This is a genomic window from Dictyobacter kobayashii (assembly GCF_003967555.1).
Taxonomy (GTDB): domain Bacteria; phylum Chloroflexota; class Ktedonobacteria; order Ktedonobacterales; family Ktedonobacteraceae; genus Dictyobacter; species Dictyobacter kobayashii.
In genome coordinates this window covers 3,667,927-3,682,783 of sequence record NZ_BIFS01000001.1, presented here as the reverse complement: position 1 = coordinate 3,682,783, position 14,857 = coordinate 3,667,927, and the positions used below count along the sequence as shown (strand labels likewise).

Genomic DNA, 14,857 nt, shown 5'->3' with positions numbered 1-14,857 from the left:
CCTGTATTATGGTGCAATCCGTGTATTTGTGAGATAAGGTGAAGTGAATTGTGTGTAATCTCCAGCTCGTCGACCCGGTACCGGAAAGAGGCGAGCTGAGAGTGGTTTTTGGTAGCGTACCGCCAGGGTAGCAACATCTAATAATAGATGCGCAATACTCTCCGGTGTGCTATCGCCCGCCAGCGGAATGGTATCCAGACCCGTTCCACAGACCGCTGAATAAAGGAGTAGCTGGTGGGCGTTCACAGCTCCCTGCGCCCAACGCTGACCCAGTAATGCATCCTCTAAGACAGGAAGCATCAATCCATTATAACCACAGGTTGGCAAAGAAGTGCTTTTCAAGGCCGCAGTCAGGGCCGCCGCCACAGCCAGGGTTCCCGGCTCGCCGAATCGACCATAACCACATAATTCCATAGCATGCGCTATACTGACCTCGCCCATAGGAGCGGGAGAAAGATCAATGCCCTCAAACTGTACCCCAGCCTCACGGGCAATCTGTTGTCCCAGTGAAACGACTGGGCGTACCTTTTCTTCTAGCAAGTTGCCAACACTTTCAGTAATCTGGCGCAGATCCAATGGACGCTGGCCATCGGCCTGCAATGTCTGTAACGCCTCGGTAATTAAAGAGGCACCCTGCAAGCCACAGCCTAAACTGGTCGGCCCTGCATGATAGGCGGCAGGAAAGAAAGGGCTGCCGGGAGCGACGCAGGCCAGCATGGCAAAGCGAAAGTTGCCAAAGCCCTCCGGCGTTTCGTGCGCCAGACGCAACATAAGCTGCGCCACCGGCAGCGCGACCTCGGGGCGCATACCATGCTCAGGATCAGCCAGGCTTACAGTGGTGCTCATTGAATTGGTCGCGATCAAGATATCTCCTAGCAAACTTAAGCGCTCCAATGGAAAAGCTGGTCGAGAAGCAAAAGCGGTCCCCAGAGAACAATATTCTAAGCCTAGTTCGTTGAGCAGTAACTGCCGATCCTGGACATATTCCAGAATAGCCCTGGGCGACCAGTTGGCCAGATCATCTAAAAAAGGACGTGTGGAGAGGCGCAGCGTTTGCAGTTCATAGCCTGCGTCCTCATACCGGACACGTGCCTGTTGGAGTATCTGGCGGGCTTCTACGAACGTTTGATGAGCAATTGGATGGGATGCTGCTATACCCAGCGTAATAGTTCGTATGGTTGGTAAAGACATGTTATTCCTCGCTTCTAAGCGCTATCTCACCTACCAGGGCATTATAGCATTCTAATTATTAGCAACCTGACTTAATTGTAATTTACAACCCGATATTCTCAAAAACACTCCAAACACCATCCAATCCTTGTTTGACATAATATATTTTATTATGTCAAAATATACGAATAGTCAAACATATTAATACCGGAAATAGAGTACTACTTGAACGGAGGACACTGATGTTCCACCAAATACTCGCCCCGGTCGCAGGGAACCTCTTTCTCTCACTCATTGTTGGCTTTATTCCTATTATTGTCGTCCTAATATTGTTAGGCATTGTACGTCGTCCTGCCTGGCAAGCTGCACTGGCAGGTTTGATTATCGGGCTGATCATTGCTATTTGGATATGGCAGATGCCTGTACAACAGGCCGCCAGCGCGACCTTGAACGGCATGCTATTCGCGCTGATTCCTGTGATGTGGATCGTCTGGAACGCCATGTGGCTCTACAATATCGCGGTGCGTTCGGGCAAGTTTGAACTATTCAGGCGCTGGATGGTATATAATGTGCCGCCCGATAAGCGTATTTTGCTCTTGATCATTGGCTTCAGCTTTGGGGCACTCATGGAAGGGGTAGCTGGCTTTGGAACCCCGGTAGCCATTGGAAGCGCTTTATTGATCGCGCTCGGCTTCCCAGCTCTTGAGGCGGTTACTCTGACATTGATCTTTAATACGACACCAGTTGCCTTTGGCGCCCTGGGTGTCCCAATTACCACCCTGGCCAGCGTGACCGGTCTGCATGCAGGCACGCTAGGAGCAATGGTCGGTCGCCAACTCCCTATCTTCGGTCTGGTTTTACCTTTCTATGCCATGGTGATCTTCACCGGATTTCGCAGCCTGCGCACAATCTGGCCCGTTGCGCTAGTAGCCGGACTCTCATTTGCATTGATGCAGTTTACAGTCTCTAATTTTGTGGGACCAGAGCTGCCAGATGTGCTAGCCTCGCTCTTCTCGCTCATCTGTGTCATTTTGTTTGTGCAGGTCTGGAAACCACGCGACATGGAACTTTATCGCGCAACCTTTGCACCTGTGGTTGAGAGAACCACAGTCAGTGGCAATGCAGCGGTACTGGAGGCGGGATCAGCAAGAGTAGAGTCGGGAGACGATCAAGCTGCCAGTGAGACCAGCAGCAACCCACAAAAACCCAATCTGGGAGAAGCAATCCTGGCCTGGTTACCCTGGTTACTGGTGAGCGTAATAGTGATTATCTGGACCTTTCTCAAAGTGCCGGCCTTCGGTGCCCAATCCATCCACTGGCCCGGCCTGGATAAGCAGATCTATCTAACGCTCTATAATAAACCCTATGCAGCTGTCTACGCTTTCCAACCATTGGGAACAGGGACAGCAATTTTGCTGGCAGTGATTATCACAGCGATCGCGATGATCATGGCTGGATCGAGCGTCAGCATTATCTGGCTAGCCCTGGTCGACACCTGGCGACAGCTGCGCTTTCCAATCCTGACAGTAATGCTGATCATCGGACTGGCTTACCTGTATAACTACTCAGGCATGGCATATACACTGGGCCTGGCAATCTCTAAAGTAGGAGGGATCTTCCCCTTCTTCTCAGTCTTCCTCGGCTGGATCGCCTGCTTTTTAAGTGGCAGTGATACCTCCAGCAACGCGCTCTTCGGCAACCTGCAGGTAGTAGCCGCACGTCAACTGAATCTCAGCCCGGTCCTGATGGCTGCCAGTAATAGCAGTGGCGCGGTTATGTCTAAGATGATCAGCCCCCAGAATGTCAGTACCGGCGTCTCTACGACAGAATTGAACGGGAAAGAGGGCTTGATTATCCGCCGTACCTTTTTCCACAGTATTATATTGGCCACAATCCTGGGCATCATCGTGATGATACAACAGTATCTTATCCCGGGCATCATCCCCCACTAAGAGCATACATTTCGCGCAAATGGCGCTCAAAAAAATTATATGCAGGTTGCAGAACGTGCGCGACCGCGCACGTTCTGCAACCTGCATATAAAACAATAGCTCGGGCGCGACAGCGCACGCACACAGAGGAGCAACTTGCGATCACCACAGAAAAAACCAGAACTCCTCATTCCCTTGACGAAATTATGTTCGTACCGTACACTTTCAGCAAGCCGAGCAAATAAGGGGGGAGTGTACATTAATGCAAATTCATAAGGCAGATCAGAATGAGTCAAAAGAGGCCAGACAGCGCCAGGAGTGTTTTCTTTGTACGCTTGACCCTAAACAGCCTTGCCATACACCACAACTTTCGGGACACTTTGTTAGTGCCCAGGAGCGACAATATCAAGGTGAACGTGTCTCTATTATCGTGATAGATACCGGCACCGAGCGCGTTGAAATACAATTAGAAGACCATTATTACCGCAGCTTGATCAAGGAGATTAAGGCTCGCAGCAGCAATATTGCTCCTTATACATTGAAGCTCCAGATCTACCATTTGCCAAACGAGCCTGTGGTCATTGAATATAAAAATGGCAGGCGCCCGCGCTATATAGGTAATTCCTACACCCTGGCCGTACTGGAAACCGACATACTCCTGAATATCACGGACCTCAACCAGGCCGAATATTGTACGCGCCAGTATTTATTGAATCGGCTTATTCCATCGTCAGCTACCGAAGCCACTATTCGCGGAAATATCGTCCATTATTGCTTTAAAGAGCTACTTAAAGAGCATGATCGTGGCACCTTTAGAGAGACGGCCCAGGATACCGCAACACCAACTACGGAAACGCCGTTGCAGGTTATGCAGCGCCACCTCGATCAGGCTATTGAACTCAATAATATCGATATTGCCCTGGCCGATGTATCGGTTGAGACGATGCGTTCCGAGGTACAACCACACCTGGAAAGCCTGGCCCACTGGTATGAGAGTGAAAGCAATACGCTCTGGACCCTGCCAGGGGTAATCGCGGATGATCAGCAGGCAAGCGTAGATAACCAGGTGCGCGCCGAGACTTTCTTGCTGGCCCCTGAAATTGGGCTGCGTGGCCGATTGGACCTTTTCTGGCAACAGGCCGGCCAGCAACGACTGCTGGAGCTAAAGACGGGCGGAGCCAGTGGAGAACTACCAAAACGTGATCATCGCTGGCAGGTCCTGGGCTATCATGCGCTATTAGCGGTACGGCGGCAATCCAAAATGAAACGCGCCTTTGCGACCTTGCTGTATAGCGGCACACCCGGCAAGGCTCAGGCCTTTGGCATCCGGGCCAGCATCCGCGAAATTCAACGCGTCAACGAGACACGCAATATTTTGATCCTGAACCGCGTTACCGGTGTCCCCTCGGCCCCCCAGGGCCCTCACGCTGCAGTAAATGCGCCATGCTCGAACACTGTCAGACGGTCTCAACCCTGCTGAATTGGCAACCACCAGAGCTGCTCGAACAAAAACCAGTTGAGCAAGAGGCTATAGCATCTCAGCCAGAGGAAGAGGAAGAGGAAAACCAATCCTTACCAGAAAAGGTCCAGCAGCTTAACCCCGGTACTGAGCGCGAGTTTTTTGCCCGCTACTATCATCTGCTACAGATTGAAGGCCGGGCAGGTGAGCAACAGCAGGCACAACTCTGGCTCACGCCAGTAGAAGAACGCATCGAGCGCGGCAGCGCTATCCTGGGACTGGAGCCCTCGGCCAACCAGCTATCCAGAGCGATGGCTGGACACAGACCTTTAGCTGTACAAATACGTCTGAGCTGCGCGAAGGAGATGAGATTCTCCTCAGCGATGGTAATCCAATCGCTGGCGAGGTGGTCAGTGGTACGATTACAGCGATCAGTGCCGAAGCGGTAACCATCTGGACACGCGAGTTGATCGCGCAACCGCAGCTGCTCGACCGCTATGATAACGACCTGGTACACGTTCGTACCCTGCAAAATCTCATTCGCTGGCATCACGTACCTGCACATATACAGGATCTGGTGGCAGGCAAGATTCGGCCACGCTTTATCCATGAAGAGATTACAGGCCGGGCCGATTTCAATCGTGAGCAAAACCTGGCCATCTTGAGAGCCCTGCAAATGAAAGATTATCTGCTCATTCATGGCCCTCCAGGCACGGGCAAGACCAGTGTGATCGCTGAGATTGTAAAGCGCCTGACAGATCAGGGTCAACGCGTCTTGCTGGCAGCCTTCACCAATCAGGCCGTCGACAATATGCTGAAACGACTGGTGCGCGAGGGTTTTACCCAATTTTTACGCCTGGGTAGCGAGCGCAGTGTGCATGAAGCAATTAAGCCCTGGTTACTCAAAGAACAACTCAATAACACCCGGCAGGCCCTGGCAAATGGGCAAGTATTAAAAGATGATCCATTTCATCCAGACAAATCCTATCAAGATCTTGTCTTTGATAAATTGTACACCACGCCTGTGGTAGCCTCTACCACAGCTACCTGGTCATCAGATAAATACGCGCCAAATACAGCCAGAAATAGTGATCACCCACAAACTAATGCAGGCTTTATCTTCGATGTAGCCATTATTGATGAAGCGGGCCAGCTCACAATCCCAGCGATCCTGGGCGCCCTGCGCTTTGCCCGGCGCTTTATACTGGTGGGAGATGAAAAACAGCTACCGCCCCTTGTCCTCAGCCAGGAAGCAGCCGCGGCCGGACTCGCGGATTCGCTGTTCAGCTTTTTAAAACAACGTGACGAGGAGTATATGGAGCAACATCCGCTCGATGTCAGCGCCTGCGTACCTCTCTTAACCCAATATCGCATGAATAAGTGGATCTCACACTTCTCATCCACGGTCTTCTACGATCAGAAACTATTGGCACATGCCTCAATTGCTAATCGCCGCCTTATCTATCCACAGATACCCGGGCGCGTCCAGCCCAAACAGGCAGAGCCAGAGGCCGTGCGCAAAGCCCTCGACCCTAAATTCCCATTGGTCTTCTGGGACGTACGCGATGAGCAGGCAAACGCCGCTTCCAAACAAAACAATACTGAAGCCCGCGCGATACGTGAACTGGTCGCCGGCTTGCTGGCACGTGGCATTCAACCCCAGGACATTGGTATTATCGCGCCATATCGCGCTCAGGTCGCCAATATTCGTCGTCACCTGTTCACTAACGATCCGGCTAGCAACTGGCAGGCCCTCTCAACAGACACCTTATTGAGCGTTGATACCGTAGATCGTTTTCAGGGGGGTGAACGCCTGGTCATTCTAATGTCTTTCGCCACCAGTCAGGAACCAGAGCTTGAAAGTCAGCGACGCAACTTTCTGGTCAACCCACACCGCCTGAATGTGGCGCTGACCCGCGCGCAACGCAAACTCATCCTGGTAGGCAGTGTTCCCGCCCTGGAACACCTACCCACGTTTTCGCGCCTGATCACCTACTGTAAAAGCATGAATACGCTACTGGCAGAACCAGTCGCCATTCCAGTGCAAGCGCATTGAAAATAGACGAATGGGAAATGGGATAGCTGCTAGAGAGATTGCAGATCGACCAGTCCTTTTTTCATGGCATAAATGACCAGTTGGGAACGATCATAAATAGCCAGCTTATGATAGATGTTGCTGATATGATTGCGCACCGTCTTCTCGCTCACCTTTAAGAGGCGTGCGATCTCTTTGACGACTAAACCCTGCGCGATCAAAATGAGCAACTCACGCTCGCGCGCGGTTAAGCCATCATCCTGATACATCGACTCATCCGCCTGATTGCTTTGTGCCTGGTAGGAGAGAACGGCCGGCATAGAGACAGGCATAGGGATAACTGCTTTGAGGCTTGTCCCTTGTCGGGGTGTACTCTCAATGGTGATACGCCCCCCAATAGCAACACACGCTCACGCAGGCCGTTTAATCCCTGGTGCCAGCCATGGGTAGAGCCCACCGTGGTAACAGTTGCAGACATCCCACCCCATCATCACCGACATGTATGTGTAAGCAGCCCTCAGCTTCATACAGACTGACGACAACTGCCGTGGCGGCCGCATGCTTACAAATGTTGATGATAGCCTCACGCAGAACATAATAGAGATTTGAGGCGTATTCAGTCGGCAACTGGGTAGGCCAGTCATTACACTCAAAGGTTACTTTATAACCAGCATCTTGCATACTTTTTAACATTGCCAGCACAGACTCGACAAAATCGAAATTTCCCATGGCATTTGTACGCAGGCCGCTTAATGTCTGGCGTAATGTCAGCAGGCTATTGCGAGCCAGGGCATGCCAGTTCTCAATATTCTCGCTCAGCTCATGCTCAAAAAACTGCTGGGAACGGAATTGCTCAAGATCGGTTACCAGGGCGGTCAGGGACTGCACAACCCCATCGTGTAATTCGCGCGCGAGGCGCCGACGCTCCTCATGTTGTGTCACATGAGTATCGGAAGCTTCAACAATATTCAGCATCTTTTTTCCTTCCTTCCTCCGCTTACCACATCGCTAAAATGGTGAATAACTGCAGGGCAAGATGCATCTGGTTGCTTCTGGCTCGTGAGAGATTTTGAGCCTGTAGGAGAGGGCCGTAACGCCTGGGGAATGCAATCTTCCACCTACCACAAGCAAGCCCAATCACCAGAGTGCCAGCCAATAGATTAATACATATAATAATCTATATGTATATTATAGTAGCTGGTGGCCATGAAACTGGCGAATTTCATATTAGCCCATGACAAATATCCTAATCCATCTCACATCATGACAACAAATTCCTGAGAGGGTCCAGGGCTTTTTCATGTTCCTCTTTGGCGCCTGCGGCGCCGGGCTGGGAGTGTGGAGAGAGTGTGGTGAGCGGCTGCGGCCACCCACCACACTCTCTCCACACATGAAAGAAGGTCCATCGCATTGCTTGCTCGTGATCTCCCTGCGATCTCGGGACGACCATGAAAAAGCCCTGGCTGATAACTGATGCACTTTGACAAGTACTTTCTGTTCGGTATATATTACAGTGAGGCATAATCCTACTAAATTACTCGGATTAAGAGAGCAACAGGAAGCCCTCGCATATAGTTGAAAACGTATGAAGATGTGTGTTAAAGCGGGCGATCTATTACAAACAGATTTGGGTGCGCAAGCTCTGTTCTCTCAGCATAGATGTGGGAATACAGCAAACACTCTATTGCGTGGGGTCCTGTTCCTGGCTTGAGCATACTATGAGATCACCCATGCGATGCGTATATTTTTCATCGCGATCTCAACACTTTCATACGTTTGGAAAGGCAGCCACACAAAATGGCAGAAATTAATGAAGCAGAACTCATGGACGCGCTTCGTGAGTGTTACGATCCAGAGATACCAGTCAATATCGTCGACCTCGGCCTGGTCTACGGATTGGATATCAACAATGAGGCCGGCAACGTCGACGTCTCAATGACCCTGACGGCTATGGGATGTCCTATGGCTGGCGAGGTTATGTCTGAAGTCGAGATGCGTGTATTACAGGTAGAAAACGTTAAGAGCTGTAAAGTTGAGTTAACGTTTGATCCACCCTGGTCGCCAGATCGTATGACTGAAGATGCTAAATGGGAACTAGGTATGATGTAAACGGGCTATTAATAACATAAAGAAACACGCACAAGTTACGATATAAACATTGGTGCGTGTTTCTTTATGTATAAAGCATTTTTATGCGTTCCAGATGCGCTATTATGTGGTTCTCTGTACAATATCGGTAGGAGGATGATGATGGGATTTGAGGTAAAGTCTGACACAGAACTACGCAAGACAAAATTCAGTCATAAAGTTTCTAAGGGAAGATTAGTTATTGGTCTGGCGTTGCTTATGCTGGTAAGTTGTAGTGTGCTTATAGGTTATAAGACGGTTTACCAGCCTTATATGCGAGGTATGTATAGTACGGCAACGGTTGAGGCCAGAATTCAAATGACGGCTCAGGTCAAGGCCACCCACGCCGCACAGTTTTCGGCCACCCTGACGGCCCAGACCATAGCTACCGCTACCTCGGTCGCCCGCCATCAAAAAAACTTTGACGAAATCACTAGCACTTTTCCGGATATCAATGATGACCTCCATACTCCAGATACGTATAACTGGGATACTGGGTCAGGCTGCTCGTTCGTAAATTCCTCTTACAGCTCCGTTGTCTCTCAGAGAGGCTTTTTTTTACCCTGTATCGCGAAAAAGACACAATTACAGAATTTTGTTTACCAGGTAGATATGAAAATCATCACCGGCGACGCAGGTGGGCTGATAATCCGGGCCCGTGAAGACAACTCACGGTCCTATATCTTTGTAGTAGGCCAGGATGGGAGCTATAGCATCTATTATTATTCTGGCGATGATCGGAAGGCCGCTCAAACATTATCCGATGGATATAGTAACCAGATCAATACAGGCTATAAACAAGTAAATACTATAGGAGTGCTCGCCAGTGGTAGCTCGCTAGATTTTTACATCAATAAGAAATACGTTACCAGTGTCATTGACAACACGCTGAGTAACGGACAAATTGGTGTACTGGCCAACAGCTACAAAAATCCTACAGAGGTTTTCTACTCGCATGCCAGAATTTGGAAACTCTAGGACTGAATTCATGATAGGAGGGTCGCTCATGCAAAATTGTCCTAACTGCGAAAAGCTGCTATCACCAGGAATGACACGCTGCCCCTACTGCCGTTATGAGCTCCCAATGCCAGCCGCAGAAGACTCCTATCATATATATTATACTGGCGCTGCACAGGCAACTCGGGGCCATGCCTCTTATAATAAGAACGGATCTGAGCCATATGGCGGGCAAAAAACACTTCAAAGCCAGCGCTATGTGGTCTCAGTCGCTACAGCCCCAACCGCACAAGCCCACATGTCACAACAATCTAACACCCTCTCCGGTATTATACTTGGAGCCATCGTGCTCCTGGTGCTGTTATTAATAGCCAGTGGTGTCAGTTTGCTCTACTATGCCACGGTAACACATCCAATCCAACTACATACCCAGGCCACCGCAACTGCCAGAGCAGTACATGTTGCCAATGTACAGAGCAGCGCGACGGCCAGGACGCAGGCCACCCAATCAGCCATCAACCAGAAATGGGCCAGGGCAACGGTCGCGGCCCAGGCCACAGCACAGGCAAAAGCCACCGCTATCGCGCTGAAAAATATCTATGTGCAGAGTACCAGTGGACAGCCGGTCATCGACTCATCACTACTAGTACAAACAAGCCAGAAATGGGACATTTATCCAACCAAAGATGGAGGAGGATGTGCCTTTACAGATGGTGCACTGCATAGTAGTGTCTTCCAGAATGGCTTCTATGCCCCTTGTATCGCCCATGCCACCCACTTTCAAAATTTTGCCCTGGAAGTTCAGATGACTATTTTGCAGGGAGACGAGGGTGGCATTATTTTCCGCTCCAACAACCATGATAAAAACTTCTATAGTTTCCGCCTTAAAACCGATGGTACCTATGGCCTTATTTTAACCAGAAATGATGGGCATACAATCCCACTGGTATATGATAAAAGCAAGCTAATTAGAACCGGAGCCGATCAGACGAATACACTGACAATTATTGCTCGCGGCGACAATATTTACCTCTACATCAATAAACAGTATGTAGGTAGTGCCAGTGATGACACGTATGAAGCTGGAACCATTGGAGTCATAGCCTTAGCGCTAAATCATGGAACCACTGTGGCCTTTAATAATCTCCGTGTCTGGCAGTTATAACCAGATGCAGGTCAGTTGATCAGATAACGTGCAATTCATGGCCTATAGAGAATAGTACTATACCCAGATAGCTTACCTGGTACATATATTGGTAAATAGGCAATAGCTCATATAAAATAGAATTATCGACTTCTGACACAGCAAAGCGGAGAAAACAATAATGAACTGTCACGCATGTGGATTATATCTACCGAATCCGGTCTACCAATGCCCCCGTTGTGGCCAGCCAGTAGTAGCGGCTCCAGCACCCACAGTAGCCCATCAAAAAGAAGCAGCATCCACAGAGCGAACACCATCAGATAATCGATCTGCCTCATCATATGCAGCAGGCAGGCAACCTATTAGTGCTCCTTTGCGACCACCCGCCAAAACGATTTTTCGCCGTCCACAGATTCAAGCAGCAGCCAGCGATTCCAGACCAGATCAGCAGCGTGATAATGGCACAAACGCACCCTCCAGCGCAGCTTCTGGCTTTGCACCAGGGCCAATGCAAGCTGAAAATTTTCAGCCAGCTATGCCAACCGCTGCTCCCCCTATGACACAGACACCATTACCATCACCACAACTACCATCAGGCCAGTCTTTTAATTACGGGGCATTTGTAGCTAATACCGCCACACCACAACCTGCCCGGATGCCCACCTGGAATGCCAGCCAGCCATTACAATCCTCACCAGCTCCTACATGGAATGTTAGCCAACCTCTACAGTCCTCACCAACGCCTGGCTGGAGATTGAGTCAACCTTTACAATCTTCACCGGTAGCCGGTACGGTACGTCGGGGCCAATTTGTTAATTCACGCTCACGCTCAAACAGGAACCGCAGAAAGCTGCTCATTGGTGGAGGCATCGGCATCTGTATCCTGCTGCTAGCCACACTAGGTGGCTATCTGTTTCTTCAGAGTTCAAATCAAACGCTTGTCTTACAGCAGGCAATTGTATATCCAACGCCAGTACCAACGCCACCAGCACTGAACATTAATGATCCACACGAGCTCTATCAACAGGCACTGGCCCGCAAACCGCTATTCATAGATAGCCTGAACGCACAGAGTAACTACGATTGGGAAGCCATCAATACAAATGGTATCTGCACTTTTCAAGATCAGACGCTGCACGCTACCAGCGTACAGGGAGATCAAGCTGTGCTCTGCTTAGAGCAGGCTCTGCAGTTTAATAACATTGCTTTCCAGGCCCAGGTGACAGTTCACCAGGGTGATACGGCCGGACTGGCTATTCGCGCTAACAAATCGGGCAATCAATTATACCTGTTCGGCATCACCACCACGGGTCGCTATATGCTGGCCAGCGCGCAACAAAAAACTGGAGATCAGACACAGGTAATCGCGGGCAGCCTCAGCACGGCCATCAAGCAGGGACTCAATCAAACCAATCAGTTAACAATCATTGCCCGCCAGCATACTTTTTATCTCTATGTCAACGGACAATATTTAACGAAAGTCAATGATGCCACCGCCACTACAGGCCAGGTCGGCGTCTTCTCTGGGGACACCCAGCAAAATATACCAGACGCAACCTTCAGCCAGGCCAAAGTCTGGGGCGTTTGAGTCTCAGAACCAGTCTATGCAAGGGCATTGATAGTATCCTTATCCAGAAAGCTGAATATTCTCACAAAGAGAGTCGAGCCGTATGTCAAAGATAGAGACACAGCACACGCGACTTCAAGCGCCTATATCCGCCGACACACAAGAAGAAAAACTGACTCCAACGGCGCCACTTAAACCAATCTGGCCACCACCGCCTCGTCCAAGGAAGCGGCGCTCAATCTTAAAAATGCTTAGCTCGCTGCTAGCAATCATTCTTTGCGCGCTGTTAATGCTCAGTGCGATAGGCCTGCTGTTGTTCACCACCACTACCCATTACGGGACCTCGATACGCCATACTGCGACGGTAGAGGCACAACAAACAAGTAGTGTACAGACAACAGCCCGGGTCCAGGCACAGGGGACCGCGCAATACTTTCAAACCGCCCAGACTCAGATTGAAGCGACGGCGACAGCCGAGGGCAATCAGTCCGCCATCGCCACCCAGACCGTGACCGACGCGACCGCAACGGCTACGGCAGGCGAGAACCTTTATCAGACCTGGACAGCAGGCAAACCATTTATTGATGATGCCATGACAGACAATAGCGGAAGTAGCAAATGGGATAGCGGCGGACCAGATACAAATACTGGCTGCATCTTTGCTGATAATGCCTACCACGCCAGAGAGGCTCAGCTAACATATTTACAGCCTTGTATTGGTCAGGGCACAAATGTAGCAGAGCTGGCTTATCAGGCTAATGTTACCCTTCTGAAGGGGAAACAAGGGCAGGCAGGCTTGCTCTTTCGTGTAGATAGCACTAACAACTCCTACTATTTCTTTCACATCGGCAGCGACGGATCATATGCGCTCGACCTCTACGATGGAACGAATGGGGGCAACACGCTTTTACAGGGTAGCAGTGATAGCATCAATCCTGGTTTTAATCAGGTAAACCAGCTCATGATTTTAGCTGATAAAACGAACTTAAGCATACTTGCTAATGGTCATTATCTTGGCACTGCCTCGGATAGTAACCTGCAAACAGGCAAAATCGGCGTCGGGGTGATCGATAATGGTACGCCCGTGGATGCGACATTTACCAATGTGCAGGTCTGGAAATATGAGGAAAATAGGCTGCCCTAAGTACATGTGCTTTCGACGTTCGCATGCTGACGACGAGCCATGTAGCTGGCACATGAACCAATAGCATAGGTAGCCAATACTAACAACAACGGCTCAATGGGAGCCCGAAAACGTGGAACGCCATAGAAGGCCACACTCTGCCCAATCGTGACCAGCAAAAGCATATAAACCAGCAGCAGGTCGCGCCAGTAGCGTCTGCTTGTAATCAGACCCCAGGCAGCCAGCAGAAAAATAGGGATCGGCACCACATTCATCAATATCAGAACGATACGGCTCGAAAGCTGGTCCGGGAAACGATCTGTAGGCAGATCAGCTTCGTGAACGGCCGGTACCCACAGATTAACCGCGTGGGCAGTCAGCAACGCAGGCATTTCATTCAGATGAGTCTGCATCCACTGCAAGGATTTCTCTTTATATAGATCCTCACGCCCCACCTCACAACGTGCATCACAGGTGTAAAGAGGAAAGGCATCCGCTACTTGAGGGACAGAGCGCAAGGGATTCAGCCAGGTCATCTGGTCCCACGGCTTATGGGCCACCTGATCATTATATGAACCCAGAAGCACCGTTCCATCACCCGTGGCAACGGGTAAAAATCGCTGCGCCACCAGGTAGTTGCGCCACGCCCAGGGCGCAATCAAGAGCAGGGCAAGCAGCGGCACAAATATGCCCAGGCGCAATACCAGCCGCCAGTTAAAGATTTTCTGCCAGCCCAGTATCAGCAACCAGGCTACAAATAAAACGACCATCAACAATCCATTAGGTCGCGTAAGGGACAGCAGGCCGAGTAGACCAGCAGCCAGCAATGCCAGGCCCACGCTCCGCTGATGCTTATGCTGCAAGCGATAAAGGACATAACATAGAGCCGTCAAGAAAAAAGTATACAGGGTCTCAGAATAGAGCCAACCGGTATAAATATAGAGACCTGGATAGAGAGCCGCGCTAATACCAGCCAGCAACGCCAGGCGCGCATTCAAAAGCTCGCGCACCCAGAGGTAGATGATGACGCAGGTAGTAGCATCCAGGACACAGAGAAAGAGGCGCGCGAACAGATCACTGGGACCAAATATTAATGAGAGGAGGCCGATCAAAACAGGCCAGAGCGGAGCACGACCAACGGTTGGAATATTCCCATGCAGGCAAAAACAATGCGCCTGTACAAAGTGTAAACCAATATCTCGATACTGCTGAGAGTCGTGTAGCGGTAGATAATGCGCAGCGACCGTCAGATTATAAACCACACGCACCAGCAGGGCCAGCACAAAAACAGCAGCGGCAAAGCGATCCATCCGTAAACGCATTAGCATCTCAAATCTCTACATG

General features: G+C 50.3%; 13 protein-coding genes. 9 read left to right on the top strand and 4 right to left on the bottom strand.

Features of this window, described 5'->3' with window-relative positions:
- Nucleotides 1-6: 6 nt before the first annotated feature.
- Nucleotides 7-1,191 (bottom strand): DUF711 family protein, encoded by a 1,185-nt coding sequence (locus tag EL645_RS16270; protein ID WP_126551494.1) that lies wholly within the window; start codon nucleotides 1,189-1,191, stop codon nucleotides 7-9.
- A 221-nt stretch (nucleotides 1,192-1,412) separates the two neighbouring features.
- On the opposite strand from EL645_RS16270, the gene EL645_RS16265 reads away from it, so the two are divergent.
- From EL645_RS16265 to EL645_RS16250, 4 genes are all read left to right on the top strand, one after another.
- On the top strand, nucleotides 1,413-3,122 hold the full coding sequence (locus EL645_RS16265) for an L-lactate permease (RefSeq protein WP_126551493.1): 1,710 nt from the start codon (nucleotides 1,413-1,415) through the stop codon (nucleotides 3,120-3,122).
- Nucleotides 3,123-3,363: 241 nt separating this feature from the next.
- Nucleotides 3,364-4,581, top strand: a complete 1,218-nt coding sequence (locus EL645_RS16260) for a PD-(D/E)XK nuclease family protein (protein WP_126551492.1) — start codon at nucleotides 3,364-3,366, stop codon at nucleotides 4,579-4,581.
- Nucleotides 4,545-5,009, top strand: a complete 465-nt coding sequence (locus tag EL645_RS16255; RefSeq protein ID WP_126551491.1) for a hypothetical protein — start codon at nucleotides 4,545-4,547, stop codon at nucleotides 5,007-5,009. The genes EL645_RS16260 and EL645_RS16255 overlap by 37 nt, the downstream gene beginning before the upstream one ends.
- Nucleotides 4,967-6,616 carry an AAA domain-containing protein gene (locus tag EL645_RS16250; protein WP_126551490.1) on the top strand — a complete coding sequence of 550 codons (1,650 nt, stop codon included), beginning with the start codon at nucleotides 4,967-4,969 and terminating at the stop codon, nucleotides 6,614-6,616. The genes EL645_RS16255 and EL645_RS16250 overlap by 43 nt, the downstream gene beginning before the upstream one ends.
- Nucleotides 6,617-6,645: 29 nt before the next feature.
- On the opposite strand, the gene EL645_RS16245 is transcribed toward EL645_RS16250, so the two are convergent.
- Entirely contained in the window at nucleotides 6,646-6,927 is a 282-nt protein-coding gene (locus EL645_RS16245; RefSeq protein ID WP_281276310.1) for a response regulator transcription factor, read from the bottom strand.
- Nucleotides 6,928-7,018: 91 nt separating this feature from the next.
- Complete coding sequence (locus tag EL645_RS16240; RefSeq protein ID WP_126551489.1) at nucleotides 7,019-7,570, bottom strand: sensor histidine kinase; 552 nt, start codon at nucleotides 7,568-7,570, stop codon at nucleotides 7,019-7,021.
- 822 nt (nucleotides 7,571-8,392) lie between these two features.
- On the opposite strand from EL645_RS16240, the gene EL645_RS16235 reads away from it, so the two are divergent.
- The 5 genes from EL645_RS16235 (at nucleotide 8,393) to EL645_RS16215 (ending at nucleotide 13,534) form a co-directional block, all read left to right on the top strand.
- Complete coding sequence (locus EL645_RS16235) at nucleotides 8,393-8,704, top strand: metal-sulfur cluster assembly factor (protein ID WP_126551488.1); 312 nt, start codon at nucleotides 8,393-8,395, stop codon at nucleotides 8,702-8,704.
- Nucleotides 8,705-8,845: 141 nt separating this feature from the next.
- Nucleotides 8,846-9,700 (top strand): hypothetical protein, encoded by an 855-nt coding sequence (locus EL645_RS16230; RefSeq protein WP_126551487.1) that lies wholly within the window; start codon nucleotides 8,846-8,848, stop codon nucleotides 9,698-9,700.
- 28 nt (nucleotides 9,701-9,728) lie between these two features.
- Nucleotides 9,729-10,844, top strand: coding sequence for a 3-keto-alpha-glucoside-1,2-lyase-like domain-containing protein (locus EL645_RS16225; protein WP_161977403.1), 1,116 nt, complete (start codon nucleotides 9,729-9,731; stop codon nucleotides 10,842-10,844).
- A gap of 160 nt (nucleotides 10,845-11,004) precedes the next feature.
- Nucleotides 11,005-12,411, top strand: a complete 1,407-nt coding sequence (locus EL645_RS16220; protein ID WP_126551485.1) for a hypothetical protein — start codon at nucleotides 11,005-11,007, stop codon at nucleotides 12,409-12,411.
- An 82-nt stretch (nucleotides 12,412-12,493) separates the two neighbouring features.
- Nucleotides 12,494-13,534 carry a hypothetical protein gene (locus EL645_RS16215; RefSeq protein ID WP_126551484.1) on the top strand — a complete coding sequence of 347 codons (1,041 nt, stop codon included), beginning with the start codon at nucleotides 12,494-12,496 and terminating at the stop codon, nucleotides 13,532-13,534.
- On the opposite strand, the gene EL645_RS16210 is transcribed toward EL645_RS16215, so the two are convergent.
- A complete protein-coding gene (locus EL645_RS16210) occupies nucleotides 13,531-14,841 on the bottom strand; it encodes a glycosyltransferase family 39 protein (protein ID WP_126551483.1) in 1,311 nt (436 codons plus the stop codon). The two genes, EL645_RS16215 and EL645_RS16210, sit on opposite strands and share 4 nt — an antisense overlap.
- Between the last annotated feature and the right edge of the window lie 16 nt (nucleotides 14,842-14,857).

What these genes read in the sequence shown, in the direction of transcription:
- EL645_RS16270 (WP_126551494.1), bottom strand. Translation starts at nt 1,191, where the DNA reads ATGTCTTTACCAACCATACGAACTATTACGCTGGGTATAGCAGCATCC.
- EL645_RS16265 (WP_126551493.1), top strand. Translation starts at nt 1,413, where the DNA reads ATGTTCCACCAAATACTCGCCCCGGTCGCAGGGAACCTCTTTCTCTCA.
- EL645_RS16260 (WP_126551492.1), top strand. Translation starts at nt 3,364, where the DNA reads ATGCAAATTCATAAGGCAGATCAGAATGAGTCAAAAGAGGCCAGACAG.
- EL645_RS16255 (WP_126551491.1), top strand. Translation starts at nt 4,545, where the DNA reads ATGCTCGAACACTGTCAGACGGTCTCAACCCTGCTGAATTGGCAACCA.
- EL645_RS16245 (WP_281276310.1), bottom strand. Translation starts at nt 6,927, where the DNA reads ATGCCTGTCTCTATGCCGGCCGTTCTCTCCTACCAGGCACAAAGCAAT.
- EL645_RS16240 (WP_126551489.1), bottom strand. Translation starts at nt 7,570, where the DNA reads ATGCTGAATATTGTTGAAGCTTCCGATACTCATGTGACACAACATGAG.
- EL645_RS16235 (WP_126551488.1), top strand. Translation starts at nt 8,393, where the DNA reads ATGGCAGAAATTAATGAAGCAGAACTCATGGACGCGCTTCGTGAGTGT.
- EL645_RS16230 (WP_126551487.1), top strand. Translation starts at nt 8,846, where the DNA reads ATGGGATTTGAGGTAAAGTCTGACACAGAACTACGCAAGACAAAATTC.
- EL645_RS16225 (WP_161977403.1), top strand. Translation starts at nt 9,729, where the DNA reads ATGCAAAATTGTCCTAACTGCGAAAAGCTGCTATCACCAGGAATGACA.
- EL645_RS16220 (WP_126551485.1), top strand. Translation starts at nt 11,005, where the DNA reads ATGAACTGTCACGCATGTGGATTATATCTACCGAATCCGGTCTACCAA.
- EL645_RS16215 (WP_126551484.1), top strand. Translation starts at nt 12,494, where the DNA reads ATGTCAAAGATAGAGACACAGCACACGCGACTTCAAGCGCCTATATCC.
- EL645_RS16210 (WP_126551483.1), bottom strand. Translation starts at nt 14,841, where the DNA reads ATGCTAATGCGTTTACGGATGGATCGCTTTGCCGCTGCTGTTTTTGTG.